The organism is Actinotalea alkalitolerans (genome assembly GCF_023369855.1).
Lineage (GTDB): Bacteria > Actinomycetota > Actinomycetes > Actinomycetales > Cellulomonadaceae > Actinotalea.
Map to the genome: position 1 here is coordinate 231,565 of NZ_JAMBPP010000006.1, position 14,127 is coordinate 245,691.

At 73.5% G+C, this 14,127-nt stretch carries 11 protein-coding genes; 9 read left to right on the top strand and 2 right to left on the bottom strand.

What is annotated here, in order from left to right:
- Positions 1-5 precede the first annotated feature (5 nt).
- Complete coding sequence (locus M1R94_RS09600; protein ID WP_249381471.1) at positions 6-1,574, bottom strand: dolichyl-phosphate-mannose--protein mannosyltransferase; 1,569 nt, start codon at positions 1,572-1,574, stop codon at positions 6-8.
- An 86-nt stretch (positions 1,575-1,660) separates the two neighbouring features.
- Here M1R94_RS09600 and rsmI point away from each other — a divergent pair, with 86 nt between their 5' ends.
- The gene (gene rsmI / locus M1R94_RS09605; RefSeq protein ID WP_249381472.1) at positions 1,661-2,518 is read left to right on the top strand and encodes a 16S rRNA (cytidine(1402)-2'-O)-methyltransferase; all 858 of its coding nucleotides are present in this window, start codon (positions 1,661-1,663) and stop codon (positions 2,516-2,518) included.
- A 15-nt stretch (positions 2,519-2,533) separates the two neighbouring features.
- Here the strand turns inward: rsmI and M1R94_RS09610 are convergent, their stop codons facing one another.
- Complete coding sequence (locus tag M1R94_RS09610; protein ID WP_249381473.1) at positions 2,534-3,181, bottom strand: isochorismatase family protein; 648 nt, start codon at positions 3,179-3,181, stop codon at positions 2,534-2,536.
- 185 nt (positions 3,182-3,366) lie between these two features.
- Here M1R94_RS09610 and M1R94_RS09615 point away from each other — a divergent pair, with 185 nt between their 5' ends.
- The 8 genes from M1R94_RS09615 to M1R94_RS09650 all read left to right on the top strand — a co-directional run bounded on the left by M1R94_RS09615 (position 3,367) and on the right by M1R94_RS09650 (position 14,123).
- Positions 3,367-4,539 carry a PQQ-dependent sugar dehydrogenase gene (locus M1R94_RS09615; protein WP_249381474.1) on the top strand — a complete coding sequence of 391 codons (1,173 nt, stop codon included), beginning with the start codon at positions 3,367-3,369 and terminating at the stop codon, positions 4,537-4,539.
- Positions 4,540-4,574: 35 nt separating this feature from the next.
- Positions 4,575-6,404 carry a methionine--tRNA ligase gene (gene metG / locus M1R94_RS09620; protein WP_249381475.1) on the top strand — a complete coding sequence of 610 codons (1,830 nt, stop codon included), beginning with the start codon at positions 4,575-4,577 and terminating at the stop codon, positions 6,402-6,404.
- A gap of 3 nt (positions 6,405-6,407) precedes the next feature.
- Complete coding sequence (locus M1R94_RS09625; protein WP_249381476.1) at positions 6,408-7,367, top strand: TatD family hydrolase; 960 nt, start codon at positions 6,408-6,410, stop codon at positions 7,365-7,367.
- A gap of 171 nt (positions 7,368-7,538) precedes the next feature.
- Positions 7,539-8,729, top strand: coding sequence for an aggregation-promoting factor C-terminal-like domain-containing protein (locus M1R94_RS09630; protein WP_249381477.1), 1,191 nt, complete (start codon positions 7,539-7,541; stop codon positions 8,727-8,729).
- Positions 8,730-9,031: 302 nt separating this feature from the next.
- A complete protein-coding gene (locus M1R94_RS09635) occupies positions 9,032-10,297 on the top strand; it encodes a transglycosylase family protein (RefSeq protein WP_249381478.1) in 1,266 nt (421 codons plus the stop codon).
- A 61-nt stretch (positions 10,298-10,358) separates the two neighbouring features.
- The gene (gene rsmA, locus M1R94_RS09640) at positions 10,359-11,213 is read left to right on the top strand and encodes a 16S rRNA (adenine(1518)-N(6)/adenine(1519)-N(6))-dimethyltransferase RsmA (protein WP_249381479.1); all 855 of its coding nucleotides are present in this window, start codon (positions 10,359-10,361) and stop codon (positions 11,211-11,213) included.
- Between the two features lie 67 nt (positions 11,214-11,280).
- A complete protein-coding gene (locus M1R94_RS09645) occupies positions 11,281-12,246 on the top strand; it encodes a 4-(cytidine 5'-diphospho)-2-C-methyl-D-erythritol kinase (RefSeq protein ID WP_249381480.1) in 966 nt (321 codons plus the stop codon).
- Positions 12,246-14,123, top strand: coding sequence for an ABC-F family ATP-binding cassette domain-containing protein (locus M1R94_RS09650; protein ID WP_249381481.1), 1,878 nt, complete (start codon positions 12,246-12,248; stop codon positions 14,121-14,123). The genes M1R94_RS09645 and M1R94_RS09650 overlap by 1 nt, the downstream gene beginning before the upstream one ends.
- Positions 14,124-14,127: the final 4 nt, after the last annotated feature.

Sequence of the window (14,127 nt, forward strand, 5' to 3'; positions counted from 1 at the left end):
CCTGATCACGCCCAGCCGGGCAGCCACATCCGCAGCTGCCACTCGCGCAGCGTGATCACCTCGGCGACCCAGAGCGGGTAGAACCACCACCCGGCGACGGCTGCGAGCAGGACCACGACGACCACCCCCGCCCGCGCGGCACTCACCCGTCCGGCTCCGGGTGGTGCGCGGTGACCGTGGTCGCCGTGCGGGGTCGGCTCGAGCAGCCGCCACAGGCCCCACGTCAGCGTCAGGACCACCCAGGGTGCGAAGACCACGGCGTAGAAGGTGAAGATCGTGCGATCGGTGTAGGCGAACCAGGGGAGCCACCCGGCCACCACCCCCGAGAGCGAGGCGACCGCGACGCCCGCCCCCGGCCGCCGCCGGAGGATGTGCCACAGCGCGAGCAGCAGCGCGACGGCCGCGGCCCACCACAGCACCGGGTTGCCCACCGAGTTGATCGTCTGCGAGCAGCGGTCGGCCGCGCACTCGAGCTGTGCCGGCTCGGGCGAGGCGTAGAAGAACGTCGTCGGGCGCCACTGCACCCACCAGCCGATCGGGTGAGCGGCCCAGGCGTGGTCGGCGTCGAGGGTCGTGTGGAACCCCCACATGTCCTGGTGGTACCTCCACAGCGAGCGCAGGCCCTCGGGCAGCCAGGTCACGCCCTCGCCGGGGTGGAGCGCCGCCCACCGCCGCCCGTAGCCGTCGGTGGACCGTAGCCAGCCCGCCCAGGAGGCCACGTACGTCAGTGCCGCGACCGGGACGAGCGACAGGAAGGCGGGCACCCCGTCCCGCAGGACGCCCGCGGCGATCCACCGGCGCACCCGGGCGCGTCGTCGGGCGGACAGGTCCCAGCCGACCGTGAGCAGACCGAGGACGGCGACGAACCACAGCGCCGACCACTTGGTCCCCACGGCCAGCCCGAGCAGCACCCCCGCGAGCAGGCGCCACGGGCGCACACCCAGACCGGGACCCCACCGGGCGGGAGCACGTGGTGGCCCGGTCATCCGCAGCAGCCGCTCTCGTGCGTGGTCGCGGTCGACCAGCAGCGCACCGAAGGCCGCGAGCACGAAGAAGGTCAGGAACCCGTCGAGCAGCGCGGTCCGTGAGTGCACCACGTGCAGGCCGTCGACGGCGAGCAGCAGCCCTGCCACCGCTCCCAGCGGCCACGACCCGAACAGACGGGTCGCGACGCGCGCGAGGAGCAGCACGGTGAGGATGCCGACGACGGCCGAGGCGATGCGCCAGCCGACCGGGTCGTCGGCCCCGACCAGGCGCAGCCCCAGCGCGATGAGCCACTTGCCCACCGGGGGGTGGACCACGTAGCTCGCCTCGGTGCGGTAGCCGTCGACGTCACCCGCCTCGAATGCGGGGTTCGGCTCGGGACCCCACTGCCCCTCGTAGCCGAGGTTGAGCAGGGTCCACGCGTCCTTGACGTAGTAGGTCTCGTCGAAGACCAGCTCGGCCGGGCGGCCGAGGTGCGGGAGCCGCACCGCGGCGGCGACGCCGGTGACGGCGAGGGCCGCGAGCCACCCCCGTGCCCGGTGAGCGACCTCCGGCAGCCGGAGGTCGCGACGGGGACGGGCCGGCTGCACGCCGTCATCGTAGGTGCCGCGGTGCCGGGCCGGCGGTATGGGCGGTGCGGCACCCCACCCGTCGTCGGGCGCCTAGCCTGTCGTGCATGACCACCGGGCAGATCGTCCTCGCCGCCACACCCATCGGCGACGTCGAGGACGCCTCGCCTCGGCTGCGGCGACTGCTCGCCACGGCCGATGTCGTCGCCGCCGAGGACACCCGGCGGCTGCGCGGCCTGGCTCAACGGCTCGACGTGCAGATCGGTGGCCGGGTGGTGAGCCACCACGAGCACAACGAGGCCGCCCGCGCGCAGGAGCTGCTCGACGTCGTCCGTGGTGGCGGCACGGTCCTGGTGGTCTCGGACGCGGGGATGCCGACGGTCTCCGACCCGGGCTTCACCCTCGTGCGCGCGGCGGTCGAGGCCGGGCTGCCGGTGACCTCGGCGCCGGGGCCGAGCGCGGTGCTCACCGCCCTCGCGCTGTCGGGGCTGCCGACCGACCGCTTCTGCTTCGAGGGCTTCCTGCCGCGCAAGGCCGGGGACCGGCGACGCGCGCTCACGGCACTGGTCGCCGAGCCACGGACGATGATCTTCTTCGAGGCGCCGCACCGGGTGGCCGAGACCCTCGACGCGATGGCCGAGGTGCTGGGGGACCAACGGGAGGCTGCTGTCTGCCGGGAGCTGACCAAGACCTACGAGGAGGTCGTGCGTGGTCCGCTGCGTGACCTCGCGGACTGGGCCGAGGCTGCCGGCCCGCGCGGCGAGATCTGCGTGGTCGTGGCCCCTGCCCCGGCCCGTGGCGCGGCGCAGGTGGGCGACCTGGTGGCCGAGGTGCTCGCCAGGGCGGATGCGGGGGAGCGGCTCAAGGAGGCGGTCACCGAGGTCGCCGAGGCCGGTGGGGTGAGCAAGCGTGAGCTGTACACCGCGGCCCTGCTCGCCAAGAAGGGGCCGTCGTCGGCGACGTGAGGGTCGAGCCGGCGGTCAGAGGTCTGTCGAGAGGAGCAGGTCGGCGCCCGCCGCTGCCATCTCCCGGCGCGCCGTGGCGCCCTGCTCAGGGGTCACCGGAACCGTCAGGTCCAGCAGCACCCTGGTGCTGAGGCCGGCCGCGAGCGCGTCGAGCGCGGTGGCCCGCACGCAGTGCGACTCGGCGATCCCGACGACGTCGACCGCGGTGATCCCGGCCTCATGCAGGATCTCGACCAGCTCGCGGCCCTGGGCGTCGACGCCCTCGAAGCCTGAGTACGCCGCCGCGTAGGCCCCCTTCTTGACCGCGACGTCGGCGGCGAGGTCGGCCAGGGCCGGGTGCAGCTCTGCCTCCTGGGTCCCGGCCAGGCCGTGCGGCGGCCAGGTGTCGACGTAGTCGGGCTCGGCCGGGGGCACGGCGAAGTGGCCACCCGGGTCGATGTGCCAGTCCTGGGTGGTGACCAGGAGGTCGTACGACCCGCGGGTCGCGTCGGCGAACGCGGCGATCGCCTGGGCGACGGCGTGGCCTCCCTCGACCCCCAGCGCACCGCCCTCGCAGAAGGTCGGCTGGACGTCCACCACGAGCAGCGCGCGGCTGGGCTCGCCGCCGCGGGGCGGGTCGTCCCGGTCCTGCTCGTCGCGGTGGGTCCTGGCGTCCTGGCTCATCCCACCACCCTAGGCACCTCCCTCGCCCGGTGTCAGCGTCCGGGGCGTCGGCGCCGAGCGCCATGGCACCAGGCGACCCGAGCCCGCACACTGGGTTCACGGACCGATCCAGGCGAGGGGCGCAGGTGCGACGAGGTGAGCGCGGGAGCCGCACGGGTCGACCCGTCGGGAGCCGGCGGGTCGCGATGGCGACCACCCTGGCAGCGGGGCTCCTCCTCGTGGGGTGCGCACCTGCCTCCCCGGATCCCACCCCCGAGGTCGCGAGCCCCGCGCCGAGCCCGGCACCGAGCCTCCCGTCGCGCGAGGACGCGCCCGAGCCGGACCCGTCGCCCGAGCCGCCCCGGTTCCCGGCGGGACCCGACCTCGGCGCGGCGACCGACACCCCGCAGGATCTCCTGACCGGTCTCGCCGTGCCGTGGGGTCTGGCGTTCCTGCCCAGCGGGGCGGTCCTGATCACGCAGCGGGACGCGGCGGTGCTCCTGCTCCTCACCTCGACGGGCCTCGCGCCCCTGACCGGTCCGGGCGCCGAGGAGCTCGCCGCCACGACGACCACAGCGGGCGAGGGGGGACTGCTCGGGGTGGCGGTCTCCCCGCAGGTCGAGGACGACGGCTGGGTGTACCTGTACCGGACCACTGCGAACGGCAACGAGGTCGTGCGGGGGCAGCTCGACGCTGACGCGGGTGCCCTGGGTGAGCTGCAGACCGTCGTCGGTGGGATCCCGGCGGCCTCCAACCACAACGGCGGGCGTCTTGCCTTCGGTCCCGACGGGTTCCTGTACGTGGCCACGGGTGACGCCTCGGACCGCGGGACCTCGCGGGACGACGCCTCGCTGGCGGGCAAGATCCTGAGGGTCACGGCCGGCGGCGAGCCGGCCCCCGGCAACCCGGTGCCCGGAAGCCCGGTCTGGAGCCTGGGGCACCGCAACGTGCAGGGCCTCGGGTGGGACGAGCGGGGACGGCTCTTCGCGAGCGAGTTCGGGCAGAACGCCGTCGACGAGCTCAACCTCATCGAGCCCGGGGCCGACTACGGCTGGCCCGAGGTGGAGGGCTCGGGCGGCGGTCCGGGCCTGGTGGACCCGGTGGTCGAGTGGGCGCCGGCGGCCGCGTCGCCGAGCGGGATCGCGGTCACCGCGGACGCGGTCTACGTCGCGGCCCTGCGTGGTGCCCGCCTGTGGGTCGTGCCGTTCGAGGGTGACGGCCTGGGTGAGCCGGTCGACGTCCTGGTCGGCGAGCTCGGTCGGCTGCGCGACGTGGTGGTGGGGCCCGACGGCGCGCTGTGGATCCTCACCCAGAACACCGACGGGCGCGGGCAGGCCCGGCCGGGGGACGACCGTCTGGTGCGGATGCTGCCTCCGTGACCGGCACCCCCGGTGACGATCACTAGGATCGCCCCATGTCCCGCATCCTCTCGGCGGTCGCCTGGCCCTATGCCAACGGCCCCCGCCACATCGGTCATGTCGCCGGCTTCGGTGTCCCCTCAGACGTCTTCAGCAGGTACATGCGGATGGCCGGGCACGACGTGCTGATGGTCTCCGGGACCGATGAGCACGGCACGCCGATCCTCGTCCAGGCCGACAAGGAGGGCACGACGGCTCGCGAGCTCGCCGACCGCGCCAACCGGATCATCGTGACCGAGCTCGCGGCCCTCGGCTGCTCCTACGACCTGTTCACCCGCACCACGACGGCCAATCACTACGCCGTCGCGCAGGAGCTGTTCCGCCAGGTCCACGAGAACGGCTACATGGTCCAGCAGACGACGAGCGGTGCGATCTCGCCGTCGACCGGCCGGACGCTGCCCGACCGCTACATCGAGGGCACCTGCCCGATCTGCGGGTACGGGGAGGCACGCGGCGACCAGTGCGACAACTGCGGCAACCAGCTCGACCCGACCGAGCTCGTGAACCCGCGCAGCCGGATCAACGGCGAGACACCCGAGTTCGTCGAGACCGAGCACTTCTTCCTCGACCTGCCGGCCCTCGCGGAGGCCCTCGGCTCCTGGCTCGACGAGCGGGCAGCCTCGGGGACGTGGCGGCCGAACGTGATCAAGTTCAGCCGGAACATCCTCGGGGACATCAAGCCCCGGGCGATGACCAGGGACATCGACTGGGGGATCCCGATCCCGCTGCCGGGCTGGCAGGAGAACCCGAACAAGCGGCTCTACGTCTGGTTCGACGCCGTGATCGGCTACCTGTCGGCCTCGATCGAGTGGGCCCGCCGGACGGGCGAGCCCGAGCGGTGGCGCGAGTGGTGGAACGACACGGGTGAGCACCAGGCGCTGTCGTACTACTTCATGGGCAAGGACAACATCACCTTCCACTCCCAGATCTGGCCCGCCGAGCTGCTGGGCTACGCGGGCAAGGGCAGCCGCGGCGGCGAGCCCGGCCCGTTCGGCGAGCTCAACCTGCCGACGGAGGTCGTGTCGTCGGAGTACCTGACGATGGAGGGCAAGCAGTTCTCGTCCTCCCGGGGCGTGGTGATCTACCTCCGTGACGTCCTCGAGAGGTACCAGGTCGACGCCCTGCGCTACTTCATCTGCGCGGCCGGCCCCGAGAACGCCGACTCGGACTTCACCTGGCGTGAGTTCGTCAACCGCACCAACGGCGAGCTCGTCGCCGGGTGGGGCAACCTGGTCAACCGCACCGCGACGATGATCGCCAAGAGCTTCGGCGAGATCCCCGCTCCCGGGCCCACCGAGCCGATCGACGAGGAGCTGCTCGCCGCGGTGCGTGGCGGCTTCGACACGGTGGGTGACCTGATCGGTCGCCACCGACAGCGTCAGGCGATCGGCGAGGCCATGCGGGTCGTCGCCGAGGTCAACAAGTACGTCACCGACACCGCGCCGTTCAAGCTCAAGGGGGCCGACGAGCGGGAGCGTCTGGGGACCGTCCTGCACACGGCCGCCCAAGCGGTGTGGGACTGCAACCGGCTGCTGGCACCGTTCCTGCCGCACTCGGCGAACCAGATCCACCTGACCCTGGGCGGCTCGGGCGAGCTCATGCCGATGCCCCGGGTCGAGGAGGTCACCGACCTCGATGACGGCCATCCCTACCCGGTGATCACCGGGGACTACGGAGCGACCCCTCGGTGGGAGTCGAGCCCGGTACCGGTGGGTGCCACCGTGGCCAAGCCGTCGCCGATCTTCACCAAGCTCGACCAGTCGATCATCGACGACGAGCTCGACCGTCTGCGCGACGCGAGCCACGACGAGGCCGACGGAGGCTGACCGGTGGCGCGCAAGGAACGCGACCTCTCCTGGCCGCCGCCGCCTGAGCCGCTGCCACACCCCGTGGTCGACAACCACACCCATCTCGAGACGATCGTGACCGCGACCGACGCGACGGGGTGGCTGGGTGGTCCCGCCACCCCGTCACCCGACGCGGTGGCCGACGGCGCACGGCAGGTCGAGTCGCACCTCGACCGGGCCGCCGATGTCGGGGTGACGCGGATGGTGCAGATCGGCTGCGACCTTCCCGCTGCCCGGTGGACCGACGTGGCGGTGCGTGAGCACCGTTCGCTGCTGGGTGGTGTCGCGATCCATCCCAACGAGGCGTCGCTGCACGCCGGGGTGCGCGAGATCGCCCCGGACGGGCTCGAGCCCGCACCGCTCGACCGGCACGAGGTCGGTCTGGAGGACGCCGTCGCGCAGATCGCGGGCATCGCGCGGGGCAACGACCGCATCCGCGTGATCGGCGAGACCGGCCTGGACCACTTCCGTGCGGGGGAACGTGGGCGCGCGGTGCAGCGCGAGGCGTTCCGTGCGCACATCGCGCTGGCCAAGGAGCTCGACATGGTGCTGCAGATCCACGACCGTGACGCGCATGCCGAGGTGCTCGAGGTCCTGGAACGTGACGGGGCTCCCGCACGCACGGTCTTCCACTGCTTCTCGGGCGACGCGGCGATGGCCCGGCACTGCGTGGAGCGCGGCTGGTACCTGTCCTTCTCCGGGACCGTCACCTTCTCCGCCGCCCACGACCTGCGTGCGGCGCTCCGGGTGGTCCCGCTCTCGCAGGTGCTCCTCGAGACGGACGCGCCCTACCTGACACCGCACCCGTACCGAGGGCGGCCCAACGCCCCCTACCTGGTGGCCGCGACCGCCCGGGCTGTCGCGGACGAGCTCGACCTCGACCTCGAGCACCTGTGCCGCACGGTGTGGGACACCTCGGAGCAGGTCTACGGTCCCTGGTGAGGGGCTGGTCGGCGTGGGTGGGGTCGGCCTGAGGTCGCTTCACCCGGGCGGAGGTCGGGCGACCGACTACCCGCACCCGTGTCCTTTCCGTTACCGTCGTGCGCTGGAGCACCGCGCCGGACCTCGGGCGAGCGCTCCGCGTGACCTTGTCTCCGACGGACGGATCCCCGCGTGCCGCTGCCCACCACCTCTGCCCGGACCGCCGGGCGTTGGTCGGAGCGAGCGCGGCTGGCTGCGCAGGCGCTCGTGCTGGCCCTGGTCGTGAGCGGGACGAGCGCCTTCGCGGTGCTGCACAAGACGGTCACCCTGGACGTCGACGGCACGACGACGACGGTGTCGGCCTTCGGCCGGACCGTGGGTGACGTGCTGGCCGCGCAGGACGTGACCGTGGCCGAGGGCGACCTGGTGGTCCCTGGCCTGGGCGAGACGGTGGCCGACGACGCGGAGATCGTCGTCCGGCGCGGACGCGAGGTCGTGGTCGAGATCGACGGCGAGCGGCAGAGCGTCTGGACCACGGCGCTGACGGTCGGCGACGTGCTCGCCGAGCTCGACGTCCGTGGTGCGCGGGCCTCGGCCTCCCGCTCGGCCACCCTGGGCCGTGACGTGCTGCGCCTGTCCACGGCCAAGACGGTGCACGTGGTCGACGGCGAGTCGACGACAGCGGTGCTGACCTCGGCCTCGACGGTCCGTGAGGCCCTGGGCGAGGCGGGCGTGGTGCTCGGGCCGCACGACAGGGTCTCTGTCTCGCTGGACGCCCCGGCGGTCGACGGGCTGATGGTCGTGGTGACGCGGGTGGCTGCGGTGACCCGGTCGGAGACCACGACGCAACCCTTCGAGACGGTGCGCGAGGAGGACCCGCGGCTGCTCGAGGGCAGCGAGGTCGTCCGCAGCGAGGGCCGTGACGGCGTGCGGACGGTGACCTTCGTCGCCTACGAGGTCGGCGGGGTCGAGGTCGGTCGGGACATGCTCGCCGAGATGGTGCTGAGCGAGGCGTCGGACCGTGTGGTGCGTGTCGGCACCATGACGATGCCCGACCCGGTGGCCGTCCCGGCGGTCGAGCCGGGCACGGCCCGCGCGATCGGTCTGGCGATGACCCTCGAGCGCGGGTGGGGCGAGGACCAGTTCGCCTGCCTGGACCAGCTGTGGACCAAGGAGAGCGGCTGGCGGGTCAACGCGGCGAACGCCTCGAGCGGGGCCTACGGCATCCCGCAGTCCCTCCCGGGGTCGAAGATGGCGTCGGCGGGCGCCGACTGGCAGACGAACCCGGCGACCCAGATCGCGTGGGGCCTGGGCTACATCGGGGGTCGCTACGGGACTCCCTGCGACGCGTGGGCGCACTCGCAGGCGCGCAACTGGTACTGACCTCCCCGACAGCGGGGTGAGGGTCACACCTTCCCGACGGTTGGCATCAGGTCACGAATGGGTTACGGTCGCATGTCGCTTCCGGGATCGGGCGCATCGTGTGCTGCACGTATGCGTCACCGGCAGGTCCGACGGCCAGCCCCGGTGGGCTGACGTCCCCGGTGCGACGACCGGTTCCCTCAGCGGATCGGTCATGACGGCCGGATCAGGGTGTCCGGGCCGGTGTCGATGCGTTCGAGTCCCCCCGCGGGTGGCCGGCCGCTGGATGACGCCGGAGGCCGAAGTCTCGGCACCCCCACCCTGTGCCCGGGCAGCCCGACGTCTGGAACCACGTGAACCCCCTGCACTCCCTCCGCCGCGCCGTCGCACGGCCGTCCGCCCCCACCGCTGCGACCGCTCCTGAGGCTGGTGCAGACGGGCTCCCCGCCCGCTCGCCGCGCGGGCGCGCCCTGCGTGTCGGCATCCTGTCGACGGCTCTCGTGCTCGTCGCGGGAGGTGCCTTCGCCGTGGCGAACGCCCACAAGACCATCTCGCTTGACCTGAACGGCGAGGTCGTCGAGGTGACGACCTTCGCTGGCAGCGTCCGCGGTCTGCTCGAGGAGAACGAGATCGAGCTCCTCGAGCGTGACCTGGTGACGCCCGCGACCGCCGAGGTGCTGCGCGACGGTGACGACGTCGTCGTCCGCCACGCGAGGGAGGTCATCGTCGCGACCGAGGACGGCGAGGACCGTGTCTGGACCACGTCGTTGAGCGCGGGTGAGGTCCTGGCGGGCCTCGAGACCCGCGGCCAGGACGCCCGTCTGGTCGCCTCGCGGTCCGCCGGACGCGCCGACCTGAACGTCGTGCTCGACCTCGACGGCCCCGTGGACGTCGTCGCCGACGATCGCACGCAGACCGTCGCGGACGGCTCGGCCGGCCTCGAGGAGGTGCTCGCCTCTCTCGACGTCACCGTGGGTGACCTGGACCGGGTGCACGTCGAGCGCACCGGTGAGGACCGTCCGCGGGTCACGGTCGTGGTGCAGCGGGTCGTCGCCGAGGAGCGCACCGACCTCGCCGAGGTCCCCTTCGAGAGCGTGACCCAGGAGAGTGCCGACCACTTCGTGGGCAACCGCGCGACCCTGGTGGACGGCGTCCCGGGCGAGCGGACCATCGTCCACCGCGTGATCCTGGTCGACGGCGCCGAGGAGTCCAGGCTGCTGCTGAGCGACACCCTCACCCGCGAGCCGGTCACCCACGTCGAGCGGGTGGGCACCAAGAAGCGGCCGGTGGCCCCTGCGCCCAGAGCTGCAGCCCCGCAGGCCGCGGCGTCGGGCGGTGCGGCTGTCGGCGGCGACGTGTGGGCGGCCCTGGCGCAGTGCGAGTCGGGGGGCAACCCGACGATCGTGTCGGCCAGCGGCACGTACCACGGGCTCTACCAGTTCTCGGTGGCGACCTGGCAGTCGGTGGGTGGTGCGGGTCTGCCGTCCCAGGCCTCGGCCGACGAGCAGACGCAGCGGGCCCAGGCCCTGCAGGCCCGCTCGGGCTGGGGCCAGTGGCCGCACTGCTCGAGCAAGCTCGGCCTGCGCTGAGCGGTGACGGGCTGCTGCGCCGGGCGGGGGACACCCTCACGCACGGCCTAGGCTCGTGGCCATGACCTCCCCGGACGCCCTGCTCGGCCCCTCCACGATCCGGGGCCTGGTGGGGCGTCTGGGGCTTCGGCCCACCAAGAGCTGGGGCCAGAACTTCGTCGTCGACGGGGGCACGGTCCGCCGCATCGTGCGGATCTCCCAGGTCGGCCCGGGGGACCGCGTGGTCGAGGTCGGGCCAGGGCTCGGGTCGTTGACCCTGGGCCTGCTCGAGGTCGGTGCGGACGTCCTGGCGGTCGAGATCGACCCGCTCCTGGCCGGGCAGCTCCCGCTGACGGTCGCCGAGCACGCTCCGACAGCGGTGGACCGCCTCACCGTGCTGGGGACGGACGCCCTGACGCTGACCGAGCTGCCCGGGCGCCCCCCCACGGCCCTGGTCGCGAACCTTCCGTACAACGTGGCCGTGCCGGTGCTGCTCTCCTTCCTCGAGCGGTTCGACTCCCTCGAGCGGGTCCTGGTGATGGTGCAGGCCGAGGTCGCGGACCGGCTCGTGGCCCCTCCCGGGTCGCGGACCTACGGCATCCCCTCGGCCAAGGCGGCCTGGTACGCCTCCGCACGCCGCGCGGGGTCGGTCGGCCGGTCGGTCTTCTGGCCCGTGCCGAGGGTCGAGTCCGCGCTCGTGTCGCTCGAGCGCAGGGAGCCACCCGCGACGACGGCCACCCGGCAGCAGGTCTTCGCGGTGGTCGACGCTGCGTTCGCGCAGCGTCGCAAGACGCTGCGCTCGGCCCTGGCTGGTCACGCGGGCTCACCGGCTGCTGCCGAGCGTGCCCTCGTGGCGGCCGGTGTCGACCCGAGCACCCGGGGCGAGCGGCTCGACATCACGGCCTTCGCCCGGATCGCCGAGCACGTCGAGCGGTGAGCGGCCCGGTCGGCGCACGCCGTGACGGCGCGCGCGAAGCACCTGTCGGACGTGCGAGAGTGGTCGGGTGAGCCCGAGCACCCGTAGCGACGCCGTGCACGTGCGCGCCCCGGGCAAGATCAACCTCGGTCTGGTCGTGGGTCGACGCCAGGAGGACGGCTTCCACCCGCTCGCCACGGTCTTCCAGGCCGTCTCGGCCTACGAGGACGTGACGGCGCACCCGGCCGAGAGCGGCGTGACGGTGACGGTCTCCGGTCTGCACGCGGACCGTGTGCCCACGGGCGAGCAGAACCTGGCCGTCCGCGCGGCGAGGTTGCTGGCCGAGTCGACCGGGGTCGAGGCGGCCGTCCGGCTGCACATCCGCAAGGGCGTCCCGGTCGCGGGGGGGATGGCCGGGGGCTCGGCCGATGCTGCGGCGACCCTGGTGGCCTGCGACACGCTGTGGCGCACCGGCCTCTCGCGGGACGACCTCGCTGAGCTGGGCGCGGCCCTGGGTTCGGACGTGCCCTTCCCGCTCGCCGGTCAGACGGCGATCGGGCGCGGCCGCGGCGATCTCCTGACCCCGGCGATGAGCCGCGGTGAGTACCACTGGGCGTTGGCCCTCCAGGACACCGGGCTGTCGACCCCCGAGGTCTTCGGCGTCTTCGACGAGCTGATCGCCGGTGCGGTCGTGGACGACCCGCAGGCCGACCGGACGCTCATGCAGGCCCTGCGAGCGGGTGACGCCGCCGAGCTGGGGCGTGCCCTGCGCAACGACCTCCAGCCGGCAGCGCTCGAGCTCGCCCCGCACCTGGCCGAGACCCTCGCCGTGGCGCAGGACGCCGGCGCGCTGGGGGTCGTGGTGAGCGGCTCGGGGCCCACGGTGGCGGCTCTGGGGCGCAGCCGGCAGCACGCGCTCGCGATCGCCGCTGCGGTGACCGCCGCGGGCGTCGCCGACGACGTGCTGTGCGTGACGGGACCTGTGGCCGGGGCCCGGCTGAGCGGTGGGGCCGAGATGCTGGCCTCGGCCGGGACGCCAGGGGACAGGGGCTGATGGCGCACCTCCTGGGTGCGGACGCGATCTCGCTGACGCTGGGTACCCGGACGCTTCTCGACGCCGTGAGCCTGGGTGTCGACGACGGCATGCGCATCGGTGTGGTCGGCCCCAACGGCGCCGGCAAGTCCACGGTGCTCAGGCTGCTCGCCCAGCGGTCGACCCCTGACTCGGGCCGGGTCACCCACGCGGGTGGGCTCCGGGTCGGGCTGCTCGACCAGCGCGACGAGCTGCCCGCGGGTTCGACGATCCGCGACATCGTTCACGGTTCGGACGACGAGCACACCTGGGCCGGGGACGCCGGCGTCCGTGCTGTCCACGCGGGGCTGCTGGCCGACGTCGACCTCGACGCGGACGTCGCGACCCTGTCGGGCGGTCAACGGCGGCGCGCGGCGCTCGCACGGCTGCTGGTCGAGGACCACGACGTCCTGCTGCTCGACGAGCCGACCAACCACCTGGACGTCGAGGGGGTCGCCTGGCTCGCCGAGCACCTGCGCGCCCGCTTCGGCGGGGCGGGTGGTGGACCGAACGCCGGCCGTGTGCAGGGTCGCGGGGCGCTGGTCGTGGTCACCCACGACCGGTGGTTCCTGGACGCCGTGTGCACCCGGATGTGGGAGGTCACCGGGACCGTGGGCGGAGGTGCCGTGCTCGGCTACGAGGGCGGCTACGCCGCGTACGTCCTGGCCCGGGCCGAGCGTGAGCGGTCGACCGCGACCTCGGCGACCAAGCGGGACAACCTGCTGCGCAAGGAGCTCGCCTGGTTGCGGCGTGGCGCCCCGGCGCGGACCAGCAAGCCCAAGTTCCGGCTGGACGCCGCGGCGACGCTCATCGCCGACGAGCCCCCGCCCCGCGACCCGCTCGAGCTCACCAGGATGGCCACCGCGCGCCAGGGCAAGGACGTGCTCGACCTGGAGTCGGTCACGATCGCCTTCCCCGGGCCTGACGGTGACGAGCGTGTGCTGCTCGACGACCTCACCTGGCGGCTCGGTCCCGGTGACCGGTACGGCCTGATCGGGGTCAACGGTGCAGGCAAGACGACGCTGCTCCGCCTGCTCGCCGGTGTCGTCGCCCCCCAGCACGGGCGGGTCAAGCGGGGGAAGACAGCGGTGGTGGCCACGCTCACGCAGGACGTCGAGGAGCTCGACGAGCTCTCGCACCTGAGGGTGGTCGAGGTGGTCGAGCGTGAGCGGCGCACAGTCGCGGTCGGCGGCAAGGAGCTCACCGCGGCGCAGCTGGTCGAACGTCTGGGCTTCGCCCGCGAACGTTCGCAGACCCTCGTCCGGGACCTCTCGGGGGGCGAGCGTCGACGCCTCCAGCTGCTGCGCCTCCTGGTCGGAGAGCCCAACGTGCTGCTCCTGGACGAGCCCACCAACGACCTGGACACCGACACCCTCGCCGCGCTCGAGGACCTGCTCGACGGCTGGCCCGGCACCCTGGTGGTGGTCTCCCACGACCGGTACCTGCTCGAGCGTGTCTGCGACCGTCAGGTCGCGCTGCTCGGCGACGGGTCGTTGAGGGACCTGCCGGGCGGTGTGGAGCAGTACCTCGAGCTGCGCCGGTCGGGTACGGGGTCACGGACCACCCGCGGCGGGGACGAGGCCACGGGCGTGGCAGCCGCGCAGCCCGCTGCGTCGGGCCTCGCGGTCGCCGACCGGCCGAGCCAGGCCCAGCTGCACGCCGCACGCAAGGCGATCGGACGGATCGAGCGGCGGCTGGCCAAGATCGCGCAGCGCGAGGAGCAGATCCACACCCGGATGGCCGACGTCGCCGCAGACCACGAGGCGGTGCTGGCCCTGGACGGTGAGCTGCGCGACCTGGTGGCCGAGCGTGACCGGCTCGAGGAGGAGTGGCTCGCCGCGGCCGAGCTGGTCGGTTGAGGGC

What these genes read in the sequence shown, in the direction of transcription:
- rsmI (WP_249381472.1), top strand. Translation starts at nt 1,661, where the DNA reads ATGACCACCGGGCAGATCGTCCTCGCCGCCACACCCATCGGCGACGTC.
- M1R94_RS09610 (WP_249381473.1), bottom strand. Translation starts at nt 3,181, where the DNA reads ATGAGCCAGGACGCCAGGACCCACCGCGACGAGCAGGACCGGGACGAC.
- M1R94_RS09615 (WP_249381474.1), top strand. Translation starts at nt 3,367, where the DNA reads ATGGCGACCACCCTGGCAGCGGGGCTCCTCCTCGTGGGGTGCGCACCT.
- metG (WP_249381475.1), top strand. Translation starts at nt 4,575, where the DNA reads ATGTCCCGCATCCTCTCGGCGGTCGCCTGGCCCTATGCCAACGGCCCC.
- rsmA (WP_249381479.1), top strand. Translation starts at nt 10,359, where the DNA reads ATGACCTCCCCGGACGCCCTGCTCGGCCCCTCCACGATCCGGGGCCTG.
- M1R94_RS09650 (WP_249381481.1), top strand. Translation starts at nt 12,246, where the DNA reads ATGGCGCACCTCCTGGGTGCGGACGCGATCTCGCTGACGCTGGGTACC.